This window comes from Burkholderia torrens (assembly GCF_984668525.1).
On the sequence record NZ_OZ480212.1, the window covers coordinates 2,985,452 to 3,000,769 of the forward strand.

Annotated in this window: 5 protein-coding genes and 1 pseudogene; 5 read left to right on the forward strand and 1 reads right to left on the reverse strand. The window is 64.9% G+C overall.

The features are described 5' to 3' along the window. Nucleotides 1-68 precede the first annotated feature (68 nt). Nucleotides 69-9,530, reverse strand: a pseudogene (locus tag AC5LXX_RS29675) (YadA-like family protein); the annotation flags it as partial. Nucleotides 9,531-9,985: 455 nt separating this feature from the next. Here AC5LXX_RS29675 and AC5LXX_RS29680 point away from each other — a divergent pair. The 5 genes from AC5LXX_RS29680 to AC5LXX_RS29700 all read left to right on the forward strand — a co-directional run bounded on the left by AC5LXX_RS29680 (nucleotide 9,986) and on the right by AC5LXX_RS29700 (nucleotide 15,291). Continuing rightward, the gene (locus AC5LXX_RS29680; RefSeq protein ID WP_493412117.1) at nucleotides 9,986-13,018 is read left to right on the forward strand and encodes an ATP-binding protein; all 3,033 of its coding nucleotides are present in this window, start codon (nucleotides 9,986-9,988) and stop codon (nucleotides 13,016-13,018) included. A 174-nt stretch (nucleotides 13,019-13,192) separates the two neighbouring features. Beyond that, nucleotides 13,193-13,636, forward strand: coding sequence for a SymE family type I addiction module toxin (locus tag AC5LXX_RS29685; protein ID WP_493412118.1), 444 nt, complete (start codon nucleotides 13,193-13,195; stop codon nucleotides 13,634-13,636). Next, the gene (locus tag AC5LXX_RS29690; RefSeq protein ID WP_493412119.1) at nucleotides 13,636-13,956 is read left to right on the forward strand and encodes an XRE family transcriptional regulator; all 321 of its coding nucleotides are present in this window, start codon (nucleotides 13,636-13,638) and stop codon (nucleotides 13,954-13,956) included. Before AC5LXX_RS29685 ends, AC5LXX_RS29690 begins: the two co-directional genes overlap by 1 nt. Nucleotides 13,957-14,305: 349 nt before the next feature. Continuing rightward, entirely contained in the window at nucleotides 14,306-14,812 is a 507-nt protein-coding gene (locus AC5LXX_RS29695) for an Xre family toxin-antitoxin system antitoxin (RefSeq protein ID WP_493412120.1), read from the forward strand. After that, complete coding sequence (locus tag AC5LXX_RS29700) at nucleotides 14,809-15,291, forward strand: RES family NAD+ phosphorylase (RefSeq protein ID WP_493412121.1); 483 nt, start codon at nucleotides 14,809-14,811, stop codon at nucleotides 15,289-15,291. Before AC5LXX_RS29695 ends, AC5LXX_RS29700 begins: the two co-directional genes overlap by 4 nt. Nucleotides 15,292-15,318: the final 27 nt, after the last annotated feature.

Consider the following 15,318-nt stretch of genomic DNA (forward strand, 5'->3'; position numbering starts at 1 on the left):
CGCCTGAATAGTTGAATGGAGTCAGTCGGACGATGCACGCGGGCGGGGCTCGCGCCCCGCCCCGCGGCTTACCACTGATACGAAGCGCCCACGCCGACGGTGTTGCCGCCGCTCGACATGCCCACGCCGGCCTTCATCTTCAGGTTCTGCGTGATGCGGGCTTCGCCGCCGAACGCCACTGCCTGATAGCCCTTGTAGGTCGCGCCGCCGATACCGAACGAAATCGTCTTGCCCGGATCGACGCCCGGAATCATCGTCAGCGCGGTGGCTGCGGCGATACCGGAGTACGCGTTGCGCGACAGGTCGTTGACCTGGCCTTGCAAGCCGCCCATGGCGCGATCGAGCTGCCCCTTCGTCGCGGCGTCGGTCTCGTTGATACCGTCGCGGATGTTCGTGATCCGGCGGTTGCCGTCATCCGTACCGTTACCGAACGACACCGTGTTCGCTTCCGTTGCCACCGAGCCTGCGCCCAGCGCCACCGCGTTCGAACCGGACGCGTTCGCGCCTTCGCCGATCGCGGTCGACTTGGAGCCCGACGCATTGGCATTGCTGCCGATCGACGTGGCGCCTTCCGCCGTGCTCTTCGAACCCGAGCCGATCGCAGTACCGTTGCTCTGCGACACGTTCGCGTTCGAGCCGATCACAGTGGCGTTGTTCGCGCCCGTGCTGACGATCGCGCCCGAGCCCGCAGCCGTGTTGCCCGTACCGGTGCCGGCGTTCGCTGCCGTCGTGCCGTCCGAACCCACGTCGGTGCCGGCGAAGTAGTCGTTGCCGGGGCCGCCAGGACCCGGATTCGGGTTGCTCGGGTTCTGCTCCAGCGCACCGACGCGGTCGTCGATGCCGCCGATGCGGTCGCTCAGCTCACTCAGCTGGCCAAAGTTCACGGCGTCGTACTTGCTTGCGCCGTCCGCGACGTTGGTCAGACGCACCGGCGCCGCACCCGAACCGCCCAGCGTGACCGAACCGAAGTTCGGCGTGCCATCGCCGTTCAGGTCGTAGCGCACCGCGAGCGAATCGGTCGCACCGTACTGCGCCGCGGCCTGGACTGCTTCGGCCACGGTCTTGTACTTGTTGCCGTTCACCTCGATCGACGTATCCGCGAGCTTGCCGTCCGCATCGACCGTGGTCCCGCCGCCGATCACGTCCGCCACGCTCTGCGCGGTGCCGTGCAGTTGCGAGCCGTTGATCGCGTCGTTGCTCGTCGCGCTCACCGCACCCGCACCCACGCCGGTCAGCACGCGGTCGCCCGCCATGCCCGCGAAGTTCACGGTCGTGCCGTCCGTGTCCTTCGCGACCGTGATGTCGCGCGTGTCCTCGTCCTGCTGGACGAGGCCGATCGAGCCGTGGACGAGGCTGCTCGAGATGTTCTCGATCGCATCGCCGACGTTGTTGTACGTCTTGTCGTTCACGGTGTACGTCGGGTTCGTCACGTTGCCGTTCGCGTCGACGGTCGAACCGCCGCCCAGTGCATCGGCCACGCTCTTCGATGCGCCGTACAGCTGCGAACCGTTCACGGCGTCCATGCTGGTCGCGTTCACCGCGCCCGCCTTGACGTTCGTGAGCGTCGTGCCGTTCGCGCCCTTCAGCGAGATCTGGTCGAAGTTCGCCGAACCGTCCGCGTGCTTGTCGTACGTCACGGCGAGCGACGTCAGGCCCGCCCCCGGGTTCGTCGGATCGACCGGCGCGACCAGGCCAGCGTTCTGCAACTGACCGAGGTTCACTGCGTCATGCGAATCCACACCGTCCGCGACGTTCTTCAATGCCACCGGAGCCGTCGCGCCCGCGCCGCCCAGCGTCACCGAACCGAGGTTCGGCGTGCCGTCCGCGTTGCGGTCGTACGTCACCGCCGCGATCGACTGGCCCGTCACCGGATCGACCAGCCCCGAATCGGCGAGCTGTTTGTTGATCACCGTGATGTTGGTCGTGTTCGTCGTCGTACGGCCGTCGAGGTTCGACAATGCGTCGCCCACGTTGCTGTAGTCCTTCGACTTCGTCGCATCCGTCGGGTCGGCCAGCGAGTACGTCGGGTTCGTCACCTTGCCGTCCGCGCCGACGGTCGAGCCGCCGCCCAGCGAATCGGCCACGCTCTGCGCCGTGCCGTGCAGCTGCGCACCGTTGATCGCGTCCGTGCTGGTGGCCGTGACCGCACCTGCCTTCACGTTCGTGATCGTCGTGCCGTTCGCGCCCTTCAGCGTGACGACGTCCTTCGTTGCGCTGTCGTATGCCACCGCCAGCGACGTCAGGTTTCCCGAACCGTCCTGACCCACCAGGCCTGCGTCCTGCAGCTGGCCGAGGTTGATCGCGTCGTGACGCTCCGTGCCGTCGGCGACGTTCTTCAGTGCGACCGGCGTCGTGGCGCCCGTGCCGCCCAGCGTCACGCTGTCCTTCGCCGCGCTGTCGTACGTCACCGCCGCGATCGGCTTGCCCGTCGACGGATCGATCAGGCCCGCGTCCTTCAGCTGCGACACGTTCACTGCGTCCATGTCGGCAACACCGGCCTTCACGTTCGACAGTGTCGTGCCGTCCGTACCTGCCAGCGTGGCCTTGTCGTGGTTGATCGTGCCGTCCGCGTTCTTGTCGTACGTCACTGCAGCCGACGTCAGGTTGCCCGAGCCGTCGTCGCCCACCAGGCCCGCGTTCTTCAGCTGACCGAGGTTCAGCGCATCGCCGTCGTCCTTCGCGTCGGCGACGTTCTTCAGTGCGACCGGCGTCGTGGCGCCCGCGCCGCCCAGCGTCACGCTGTCCTTCGCCGCGCTGTCGTACGTCACCGCCGCGATCGGCTTGCCCGTCGACGGATCGATCAGGCCTGCGTCCTTCAGCTGGCTCACGTTCACTGCGTCCATGTCAGCAACACCGGCCTTCACGTTCGACAGCGTCGTGCCGTTCGTGCCCGCCAGCGTCACGGTGTCCTTCGCCGCGCTGTCATAAGTCACGGCAAGCGATGTCAGGCCCTTGCTCGGGTCCGTCGGATCGACCGGCGTAACAAGGCCCGCATCCTGCAACTGGCCAAGGTTGATCGCGTCGTGACGATCCGTACCGTCGGCGACGTTCTTCAGTGCGACCGGCGTCGTTGCGCCCGCGCCGCCCAGCGTCACGGTGTCCTTCGCCGGGCTGTCATACGTCACTGCGGCGATCGACTTGCCATCGTCTCCGATCAGGCCCGAATCCTTCAGCTGGCTCACGTTCACCGCGTCCATGTCCGCAACACCGGCCTTCACGTTCGACAGCGTCGTGCCGTTCGTGCCCGCCAGCGTGGCCTGCTCATGGTTGATCGTGCCGTCCGCGTTCTTGTCGTACGTCATCGCTGCCGACGTCAGCTTGCCCGTGCCGTCATCGCCTACCAGGCCCGCGTTCTTCAGCTGACCGAGGTTCAGTGCATCGCCGTCGTCCTTCGCGTCGGCCACGTTCTTCAGTGCGACCGGCGTCGTGGCGCCTGCACCGCCCAGCGTCACGGCATCCTTCGCCGCGCCGTCGTACACCACGGCCAGCGGATTGTTGCCGCTGTTCTTGTCGAGCGCACCGAGGGCGTCGCCCACGCTGTGGTAGTCCTGGCCGCCGACCGAGTAGGTCGGGTCCGTGATCGAACCATCCGCGCCGACGCCCGCGCCGCCGCCGATCTTGTCCGCGACGCTCTTCGACACCGTGAACAGCTGCGAACCGTTGATCGCGTCGTTGCTCGTCGCGTTGACGGCGCCGGCTGCGAGGTTGTGGATGCCAACCGGCGTACCGGCGTTACCCAGCGTCACGCTATTCTTCGCCGCGCTGTCGTACACGACGGCCAGCGATTCACCCGTGACCGGATCGATCACGCCGCCTTGCTCCAGCGAGTCCTTCAGGTTGCCGAGGTTCTGGTTCGTCGCGAACAGCTGCGAACCGTTCACCGCGTCCTTGCTCGTCGCCGACAAAACGCCATCCGCCACGTTGTGCAGCGCCACCGGCGCGGTCGCACCCGTGCCGCCCAGCGTCACGCTGTCCTTCGATGCGCCGTCGTACGTCACCGCGAGCGACGTCAGGTTGCCCGTGCCGTCGTCACCCACCAGGCCGGCATTCTTCAACTGGCCGAGGTTCAGCGCGTCGCCGTCGTCCTTCGCGTCGGCCACGTTCTTCAGTGCGACCGGCGTGGTTGCACCTGCTCCGCCCAGCGTGACGGTATCCTTCGCCGCGCTGTCGTACGTCACCGCCGCGACCGGCTTGCCCGTCGACGGGTCGATCAGGCCCGCATCCTTCAGTTGCGACACGTTCACCGCGTCCATGTCGGCAACGCCTGCCTTCACGTTCGACAACGTCGTGCCGTTCGTGCCGGCCAGCGTCGCCTTGTCGTGGTTGATCGTGCCATCCGCGTTGCGGTCGTACGTCACCGCTGCCGACGTCAGCTTGCCCGCACCGTCCTCGCCAACCAGACCGGCGTCTTTCAGCTGACCCAGGTTCAGCGCGTCGCCATCGTCCGTCGCGTCCGCGACGTTCTTCAGTTGCGTCGGACCCGTGCCGTTACCCAGCGTCACCGAACCGTAGTTCGGCGTGCCGTCCGCGTTGCGGTCGTACGTGACCGCGGCGATTGCCTTGCCGTCGTCGCCGATCAGGCCCGAGCCCTTCAGTTGCGACACGTTCACCGCGTCCATGTCGGCGACACCCGCCTTCACGTTCGACAGCGTCGTGCCGGCCGTGCCTGCGAGCGTGGCCTTGTCGTGGTTGATCGTGCCGTCCGCGTTCTTGTCGTACGTCACTGCAGCCGACGTCAGGTTGCCCGAGCCGTCGTCGCCGACCAGGCCCGCGTTCTTCAGCTGGCCGAGATTCAGCGCATCGCCATCATCCTTCGCGTCGGCGACGTTCTTCAGTGCGACCGGCGTCGTGGCGCCCGCGCCGCCCAGCGTCACGCTGTCCTTCGCCGCGCTGTCGTATGCCACCGCGTTCGGATCGCCAGGGGTGCGCGACGCGAGCGCGTCCAGCGCGTCGCCCACGTTGTGGTAGTCGCTACCGTCGACCTTGTACGTCGGCTTCGTGATGCTGCCGTCCGCGCCGATCGTCGTGCCGCCGCCGAGCGAATCCGTCACGCCCTTCAGCTGGCTAACGTTCACTGCATCGGTCGCCTGCGTACCGGCCGCGACGTTGACGATCTGGCGTTCCGCGCCCGCACGGCCGATCGACAGCGCGTTCGCACGATCCGAGAACGCATTCGCGCCGAGCGCGATGCTGTTGGCCGCGCCTGCGGTCGCGTTCGCGCCGAATGCCATTGCGCCTTCGACGCTGCGCGCGACGTTCGCACCCGTACCGATCGCGATTGCGTTGGTCGAGCCGGCACGCACGTTCGCCGCATTACCGACCGCGATCGAACCGTCGCCGATTGCCTGGGCACCGTTGTTGCCGACGGCCAGCGCGTATTCGCCGTTCGCCTGCGCGTTCGCCCCCAGCGCAACGGCCTGCTTGCCGTTCGTCTGGACGTTCGAACCCACCGCCACCGAGTAGTCCTGGCCAGCACCGGTCTGCGCGAAGCTGCCGATTGCGACCGAGTTGTCGGAACCCGCCCCGCTTTGGAGACCAACGGCCACCGCATTCGCGCCGCTTGCCGCCGTCGACGAGCCGATCGCGGCCGCCGTTGCCTGGGTCGGATCCGCACCATTCAGCGACGCGACGTTGTTGCCCTTCAGGCCTTCGATCGCGACGAGCGGGTCGCTCACATCCATCGGCTGCATCGAACGCGAATTCACTTCGTCGATCGCAGCCTGCGTTTTCTTGTCGATTTCCGACGAGAAGGTATCGATCGCCTGCTGCGTCTTCGAGGTCACCGACGTCGACAGGTTGTTCAGCGCCGCATAGAGCTGGCCGCCGTTGACCGCGTCGGTGCTCTGGAATGCGACGTCACCATCCGCCACGTTGACGATCTTGCGTTCGCGGCCCACGTCGCCTACCGACACGACGTTGTTCTGGTTCGCGACCGAGTTGTAGCCGATCGCGACCGAACCGGCGCCGGTCACGCGCGCACCGCTGCCGAGCGCCAGCGAGTTGGCGCTGGTCGCCCGTGCGTCGGAACCGATGGCGACAGCCAGCGCGCCGCTTGCGACCGCAGGCGTGCCCGTGACCGGGTCGGCGTTGACCTTGACGAAGCGGAGGTTGCCGCCGGACATCTCGTCGCGGAGGTCGGACAGGCCCGTGTTCAATTGCTTGACGTTGACCGCGTCCAGATCGTCGACGCCGGTCGCGACGTTCTTGATCTGCGTCGGACCTGCGCCGTGACCCAGCGTCACCGTACCGTAGTTCGGCGTGCCGTCCGCGTTACGGTCGTACGTCACCGCGGCGATCGACTTGCCGTCGTCGCCGATCAGGCCCGAACCCTTCAGCTGCGACACGTTCACTGCGTCCATGTCCGCCGCACCGGCCTTCACGTTCGACAGCGTCGTGCCGTCCGCGCCCTTCAGCGTCACAGTGTCCTTCGCGTTGCTGTCGTACACCACGGCCAGCGATTCGCCCGTCGTCGGGTCGATCGCGCCGCCTTGCTCCAGCGAATCCTTCAGCTTGCCCAGGTTCTCGTTCGTCGCGAACAGTTGCGAGCCGTTCACCGCGTCCTTGCTCGTCGCCGAGAGGACACCGTCCGCCACGTTGTGGAGTGCGACCGGCGTCGTCGAACCGACGCCGCCCAGCGTCACGCTGTCCTTCGCGGCGCTGTCGTACGTCACTGCGGCGATTGCCTTGCCATCGTCGCCAATCAGGCCCGAGTCCTTCAGCTGCGAAACGTTCACTGCGTCCATGTCAGCAACGCCTGCCTTCACGTTCGACAACGTCGTGCCGTCCGTGCCGGCCAGCGTGACCTTGTCCTTCGTCGCGCCGTCATACGTCACGGCGGCGATTGCCTTGCCGTCGTCGCCGATCAGACCCGAGTCTTTCAGTTGCGAGACGTTGACCGCGTCCATATCGGCAACGCCCGCCTTCACGTTCGACAACGTCGTGCCGTCCGCGCCTGCCAGCGTGACCTTGTCCTTCGACGCATCGTCATACGTCACGGCGAGCGACGTCAGCTTGCCGGCGCCGTCATCGCCGACCAGGCCTGCATTCTTCAACTGACCGAGGTTCAGGGCGTCGTGGTCATCCGTCGCATCAGCAACGTTCTTGATTTGCGTCGGGCCTTCACCATGACCCAGCGTCACCGAGCCATAGTTCGGCGTGCCGTCCGCCTTCCGGTCGTACGTCACCGCGGCGATCGACTTGCCGTCGTCTCCGATCAGACCCGAACCCTTCAGTTGAGAAACGTTCACCGCGTCCATGTCGGCCGCACCGGCCTTCACATTCGACAGCGTCGTGCCGTCCGCGCCGGCCAGCGTCGCCTTGCCCTTCGTCGCATCGTCGTACGTCACTGCAAGCGACGTCAGCTTGCCTGTGCCGTCATCGCCAACCAAGCCTGTATCCTTCAACTGGCCGAGGTTCAGTGCGTCATGGTCATCCGTCGCGTCAGCAACGTTCTTGATTTGCGTCGGACCCTCACCATGACCCAGCGTCACCGAACCATAGTTCGGCGTGCCGTCCGCCTTACGGTCGTACGTCACCGCGGCGATTGCCTTGCCGTCGTCGCCGATCAGACCCGAACCCTTCAGTTGCGAGACGTTCACCGCGTCCGTATCTTGTGTGCCTGCGGCTACGTTGGTGATTTGACGTTGCTGCGCGGCGGACCCTACCGATACGGTATTTGCCCGATCCGCCATTGCCCCGTCACCCAGTGCGACGCTCTGGTTCGCTTGCGCGGTTGCACCGCGGCCGATGGCCGTCGCGCCGACCGCCTGCCCCGTCACCGCAGCGCCCTCACCGAGTGCCATTTCTCCGAAGCCGCCCGTCGTGCGTGCGTTTGCGCCGATTGCGATGTTGGTATCGCCGCCCGAGCCCGCACCATACGAGTTGGCGGCAAATGCGCCGTCGCCGATCGCGATGGAGCGAGAACCCGTCGCGTTCGCCGCCGTCGTGCCGCGCACGGCGACGTACGGGTTTGCGCCCGTCGAAACGTTCGCAATCGCCGTATTCAATTGGTTGAGGTTGACAGCATCCGTGCCCTGCGTGCCGGCGGCCACGTTGGTGATCTGGCGCTGAAGTGTCGAGGAACCGACGGAAACAGAATTGTCACGATTCGCAATCGACTGGTTGCCCAACGCGACGGAATTCGCATTGGCTGCGTTCGCATTAGTCCCGAGCGCCACCGAGTCCCTACCGGCCGAGTTCGCATTCGCGCCAAGCGAAACCGCGTGATAGCCGGTCGCACGCGCGCCCGTGCCCATTGCGGTGCTGGTTTCACCTGCACCGGTGGCCCCGTACCCGACCACCACGCTGTTGATAGCGGTGGCGGATGCCTCGAGACCCATCGCAACCGAATTTCGGCCACTCGCCATTGCATTCGTGCCCACCGAAACAGCGGACGCACCGGCAGCCGAGCTGTTGTAGCCCACGGCAACACCCATGCTGCCGCCCATCGCACTGGCATTGCTCCCGAGCACGGTCGCGCCCGAGCCGCTGTGCTGGGCATTCGTCCCGATGACGATCGAGTTGGTCCCGCCTGCTACGGCACCATTGCCGATTGCGATCGACGAGTTCGCCCCCGCGACACCGCCCGTAATGACGCGCGCGTTCGCCCCTACTGCAATCGAGCTTATGGTATCGACCTGCGAAGCAGACCCAAGCGCGAGCGAACCATTACCAGCCGCCACCGCGGCACGGCCCAGCGCCGTCGCGTTGTTGCCCGTTGCCTGCGCGCCCACACCGACCGCGACCGTCTCGTTGGCCGTTGCATTCGCGAGCGTGCCGAGCGCCACCGCATTCTGTCCGGTCGCAACGGTATTCCCGCCAAGCGCCACGGCCGAAACGCCGCCAGCGTTGGCATTCGCACCGACCGCCGTCGCGCTGTTGCCCGCACGCGCTGCCGTCGCGGCAGCATACGTACCGGTATTGGTCACCACGTACGGATTCGCTGTAGTCTTCGCCGCAGCAATCGCCGAATTCAACTGATTCAGGTTAACGGCGTCCGTCCCTGTCGTACCTGCGGCAAGGTTCTTGACCTGATGGTTCGTCATGTTGACGTTATTGTCGAAGTCGGCCGGACCACTGACGTGCACACCGTTCTGGCCGTACAAGACCAGATGGCCGTCAGTGCTACCCATGACGGACGCCGTGGGCGTAGTGCCGGTAGCACCGTTCGTATTGGCGTTGTTACCCAGGATAAAGGAAGGCGCATGCCCTTGATACGAAGGCAGACTCGTATTGATGGGTGCACAGTTGGCATTTACTGTGTTGGTCAGTGCGCCAAAGGTCTGCCCGTATCGCACCCCGTTCGCCGCGGTCGTGTTCGAACACAGGTTGAGCCCGCCACCGGTCATGGCCTGCGCATTCGCATCAGCCGCCATCGTACCGCCGCCCACGCCGGCCATGACCGCCACCGCGGCCGTCACCGACGACCGCATCGCGGAATTCGACTTCGATTTCGTGCGCATGCGCGCCGTTTCGGGCGCTGCCGCCCATGTACCTGTCGTCGCGTTCCAAACGGTGCGATAACTCTTGTTCATGTTGATAGCCTCTGTAGAAAAAAGGGAGAAGGACGCTCCACGTCCACAGATGCCAATGTATTGATCGGCTGTCATTTGGTTAATCAGACGGCCGGACGTGCGATCACTTATTTCGTAGGCCCAGTCCTAACATAACGATGCTTGACAATCAGTCGTGTCACACGCGACCCGACGCTCCGTTCTCTTGATCGATTCCGTTTGACACGAGCGCATCGCCGGCCTTATATACGCAGCGCGCAACCGATTGCACGAATAGGACTGGTCCTATCCATCGCGCGCGAGTGTTTCGGACTGCCCTACATACAGACCCGCCTGCTATCCCGATAATTTTCCCGTTCCCCGAGCCGGCGGCGCATCGCGCTGCCTTCATGCGGCTCGCGGATATCGTTCGCGTTCCGGCCTCGCCGCGGCGCGTCTCCTGATTTGCGCATTGATTCACCGGTCTTCGTCTCATGCCCATCCGCCACCTCTTCGCGTCCCACACGGACGCCAGCGCGCCGTTCGCGTCGATCGACGACGACGCGCGCGACCTGAGCCTGCTGAACCGCTATCAGCGTTTCACGCTGTACGGCGGCGCGGTCGTGCTGTCGCTCGTGATCCTGATCACGGCCGGCATCCTGCTGGTCGGCTCGGTGCGCGACTACATCGCGGAGCGGCGCGACCTGTTCATCACGCACAAGGCGCTCGTGCAACTCGAAATGGACGCGAAGCAGGCGTCGATGCGCCGTGCGGTGATCAACGCCGAACTGCTGTGGAACGGCCATCCGCCGCATGCGTGGGAAGCGTCCGACGCACTGCGCAAGGACGGCCACGTGCTGCTCGCGCCGATGCGCGGCGTGAGCGAGATCTTCGTGGCGGCGTCGCCCGAAGCGCTGGCCGACAACGAAACCGATCGCTACGTGCAGTTGATGGAGCGACAAACGATTTCCGTCGCGGCCGCCGAGCGCCAGACCGGGCGCGCGGTGCGCGGCTATGCGTACAGCCCCGATCGCAACGTGATCGCGATCACGCCGCCGCCGTCGATGCCGTATCACGACGTGCTCGCGCGCATCGGCGTGCCGGACACGCATGCGCTGATCCAGTACCTCGCATTCGACGTCGCCGACTGGTCCGATCCCGCCATCGCGCGCTACTGGCGCCTGTCGCGCCGGATCGCGTGGCAGGCGCCGGCGATCGATCCGTTGACCGGCAAGACGGTGTTCCGTCTCGTCGAACCCGCGTTCGACGGGCAGCAGCATTTCATGACGTTCGTCAGCGACTTCGACGTCGACGTGATCGCCGACCGGATGAAGCACGCGCCCGACGACGCGGTCGCGATGCTGATCGACGAAAACGGCCGCGTGCTGCTGGACGTCGATCGCACCGACAACGCGGAGGACGGCGCCGCGCTGATGAAGCACGCGCTCGCCGAAGGGTCGTGGCGCCGCGGCCTCGTGGATTTCGAAGAAAGCTACCGGCACGGCGTGTTCACGATCACCGACAGGATCTCGGATACCGGCTACGCGATCGTCTATGCGTATTCATGGCACACGATCGCCTATGCGATCTGGTCGACGATGCTGCGCGAATTCGGCACGACCGCGACCATCCTCATCGTGCTATGGACGCTCGTGATCGCGTTCGACCTGCGGGTGTTCGCGCCGCTGTTCCGCCGCTCGCGCCGCGTGTTCGAAAGCGAGCGGATGAGCCGCACGATCGTCGCGACCGCGCCGTTCGGCATCGGCCTCGTGTCGCCCGATACGCACCAGGTGCTGCTGCGCAACCGGATGCTCGAACTGTACGACCGCGAAGCCGGCGATCCGCCGCTGCACGAGCGGCTGCTGGCGCGCTACCGCGAGCACGCGGACGCCTCGCCCGTGCAGCTCGACGTCGAACTGCCTGTGACGCTCGCCGACGGCCGCACGCGCGACCTGCTCGTCAACTTCGTGAGCGTCCGCTACAAGGGCAAGGACGCGCTGCTGTGCAGCTTCTCCGACATCACGACGCGCGCCGACGCCGAGCGCGCGCTCGACAGCGCGAACCGCGCGAAGTCGACGTTCCTGGCCACGATCAGCCACGAAATTCGCACGCCGTTGAACGCGATGCTCGGCAATCTCGAACTCCTCGACAAGGCGCCCGATCCGAGCCGGCAGAAACCGCGCCTGCACGCGGTCACGTCGGCCGCGCGGATGCTGCTCGACATGCTGAACAACGTGCTCGACATGACGAAGATCGAAGCCGACCGGATGACGCTCGAGGCGACCGGCTTCCGGATCGACGAGCTGATGCGCGACGTCGCGGACCTGTTCGAGCCGGTGGCCGGCGCGAAGGGCATCGCGCTGCGCATCGACGTCGATCCAGCGGTCACGCATACGTATCTCGGCGATCCGATGCGCGTGCGGCAGATCGTCGTGAACCTGGTCAGCAACGCGATCAAGTTCACCGATCGCGGCGCGGTGGCGTTGTCGGTCTCGGCACCGAGCGGCGACGCGACGCCCGTGACGATCCGCGTCAGCGATTCGGGCATCGGCATGACGGCCGATCAACTCGCGCACGTGTTCGAGCCGTTCGCGCAGGCCGACGAGTCGATCGCGCGTCGTTTCGGCGGCACGGGTATCGGCCTTGCGCTGAGCTACAAGCTCGCGGAATCGATGGGCGGGCGCATCGAGGCGAACAGCGTGCCGGGCGTGGGCTCGACCTTCGTCGTCACGTTGCCGCTGCCGCTCGACCGACAGCCGGGCGCCGCGCAGGCGCTGTCGGGCGAGGATGCACCGAACGTACGTGTGCTGTTCGTCGACGACAACCCCGTCAATCGTTCGCTCGTCCACGATCAGCTGGACGTACTCGGCTATCAGGCCGATATCGCGTCGAATGTCGCGGAAGCGCTCGACCTCGTGGATCGCCACGACTACGCGGTCGTGCTCACCGATCTCAACATGCCGGGCCTCGACGGCTACGCGTTCGCCCGCGTGCTGCGCGAACGCGGCCGCGTGCAGCCGATCCTGGCGGTGACCGCGCATGCCGAACCGGACGAGTTGCGGCTGGCGTGGGAAGCGGGTATCGACGAGATCGTCACGAAGCCGACGTCGCTGAAATCGCTTGAACAGGCGATCGCGAAGTACGCAGGGACGTGGCGGCGGCCGGTATATGCGCCCGCGTTGCCGCGCCCGGCAGGGCCGTTGCCAAAGGACTTGCATACGGTCCTCGCCGACGCGACGCGTCGCTCGAATGCCGCCATTGCACGTGCACTCCAGGATGGCGACCTGAAGGCCGCGCGTTCGGAGATTCATAGCATGCGCGGTGCGTTCGCGATGATCGGGGAACGGGAGATCTCCGGGCTGTGCGCGTCGATCGAAGCGCTGGCGCTGGCGGGTGATGCAGCGGCGTTCGCGCGGGAGTTCGAGCGCTATCGGCGGGAGGCGAATGAGATCCTTGAACGACGTTCGGCGGCTGAGTCGAAGCAATCGAATGACACGTTTTCTAACACATCGGTGATCAAGCGCTGAATCGATCAGCCCACGCGATTACCCGGGAATCGTTATGTGGCAAGCATTCGACGAACTGGCCTGATGGCCAATCGCGATGAATTCGTACATGACCGTGTCCTGACGCCAGTCGATCTCCGCTAGAGTGGTCACACGTTCTCGCGAGGAATCTCGCGTCATTTCGATATGCCAATCATGTACCGGAGTGACGACGGGAATCCGCTGCGTAAACGAGCGCGGCCCGCTGGTGAGAACAGCACCAACGAGCCGCTGACCACAACCAACTCAACAAAGGAGTTGACCATGGCTGGCGCGAATCATAACGCACCGACGTATTTCCGCGATTGTTTTGTCTCCCCGCAACCGTCTTTTCAATCTGACCGCGTTGTTCCGCACATCAGGCTGACCGACATGGCGCCGCCCGTCGTGTATCTGTGGACGAAGCTGTCCGACCGATGGATCGAGGCGGCCGGCTTCGATCCCGAGCAGCGTCTGAAAATCGAGGTGTCCCACAAGCGGCTGGTGATCACGCCGATCGACGTTGCGGATGACACTTCGCTCGAGAAGGCAGGATTCCCCGATATCGATTGCGGCACCGGGCAGCGGCGGCAACTTTCGGTGATGGCGGAGGAGGCGTAATGAACCACGACGCATCGAATCAACACACCGACAACGTGCCGGACGATTTCGACTACTACGATGTCGGCGAACTGGCGGCCAAGTCCGTACTCGTGCTGAAGCTCAACGCGTTGATCGCGTCGCGTGGCCTGACTGAAGAGGAGGCTGCGGCCCTTGCAGAAATGGCACGGCCGGTGGTCACGCCCGAGCAGCGCGAGCGACTCCGGAACGTGACGCTGGATCAACTGATGCTGACGCTGGCGTCGTTCGGCCAGCATGTGGAAATCGTGGTGCGGCCGGCAGGGAAATCGGGGCCCGCGGGGATCACGGCTTCGGTCTGACGGCCTGCGAGGCAGGCTTAAAGAAATGTGTGGCGGCCGGAAGCGCCTCGGCGCTCGCATGAGGCAGCGTTAGGAGTAGGTGCTATCAAACACATAGCATGACGACGGCCGGGCCCAGCGGCCGCCGCCGAAGCGGCTCCGGCGCCACACCCGTTCAATTTAACGTGAACGATTGTTACAACCAATCGGACTGGGCTGATTCTTCTCCCCACGGTGGTGTCCCCTAGCCGCGGTTGATTACCCTCACCTCTGGAGCATCAGCGTGATTGCCAAACGGGAAAGTCTTGACTCTCACTTGAACGACTCTACAATGAGAATATTGAAATTCTCATTTGAGAGGAATGTCGCCATGACACGGAATCAATCCGCGGGCCGGCAATCAGCTACTCGTCCGGCCGCCGCGAAAGCGGCCAAGCCGACCGCCGGCTCTAAGCAAGTGAGCGCTCACGGCCACGATATCGAGATGTTCCTCGGCCAGTTCGATGCCCTTGAGCAACGCCGGCACATTCGTGAGGGGATGGAGGCCAGCATTATCGACCGTGTCGCGAAGACTCTCTTGAATGTGCCAGTCCAAACGCTGCTCGCTGGACTCGGCCTCCCGAGTTCCACGATCCTGCGCAAGATCGCGCGCGAGGAACGTCTATCTCCAGCAGAATCCGATCGTGTCGCACGCGTACTCTACGTCTTTCGGCTCGCGATGGACGTATTCGAGAATGAAACGCTTGCTGCTGAATGGATGCAACTGCCACATGCAGAGCTCGCCGGCCTGCGGCCGCTCGAAGTCCTGGATTCCCAACCTGGATATGATCGTGTACGGGATCTGTTGATGCGCGTCATTTACGGAATTGGCGCATGAAACTGTATCGGCTCGCCAAAGAGCGGCGCGGCTACTACCGAGCCGATGACTTGAGCGGCAATGGCGCCGCATTGGCCGGGGGACGTTGGAACCCACGCGGAATGCGCGTTGTGTACACATGTCTTCATGCCTCAACCGCGTTGCTCGAAGCGCTTGTGCACATGGCCGGCTTGATGCCGGCCGGCGGGTATCGCTTGGTGGCATTGGAGTTACCAGACGCCATTTATGACGACGCGTTCACTCCGACACCGCCGGATGGCTGGACCGACTTGACGCGCGATCCCGAAACCACGGTGACGCTGGGCCAGCAATGGCTGGAAGCCGGCAAACAACTGGCTATGCGTGTGCCGTCGGTGGTGTGTCCGACTGATTTCAATCTATTGTTGAACCCGTTGCATCCGGACATGAAAGCCGTCAAGGTAGTCGGCACTGTGCCCTTCACACTCGACCCGAGACTGTTCGGCCACGCCCCGAAATAAAATCGGCCCGTACTCGATTCGAGCAAC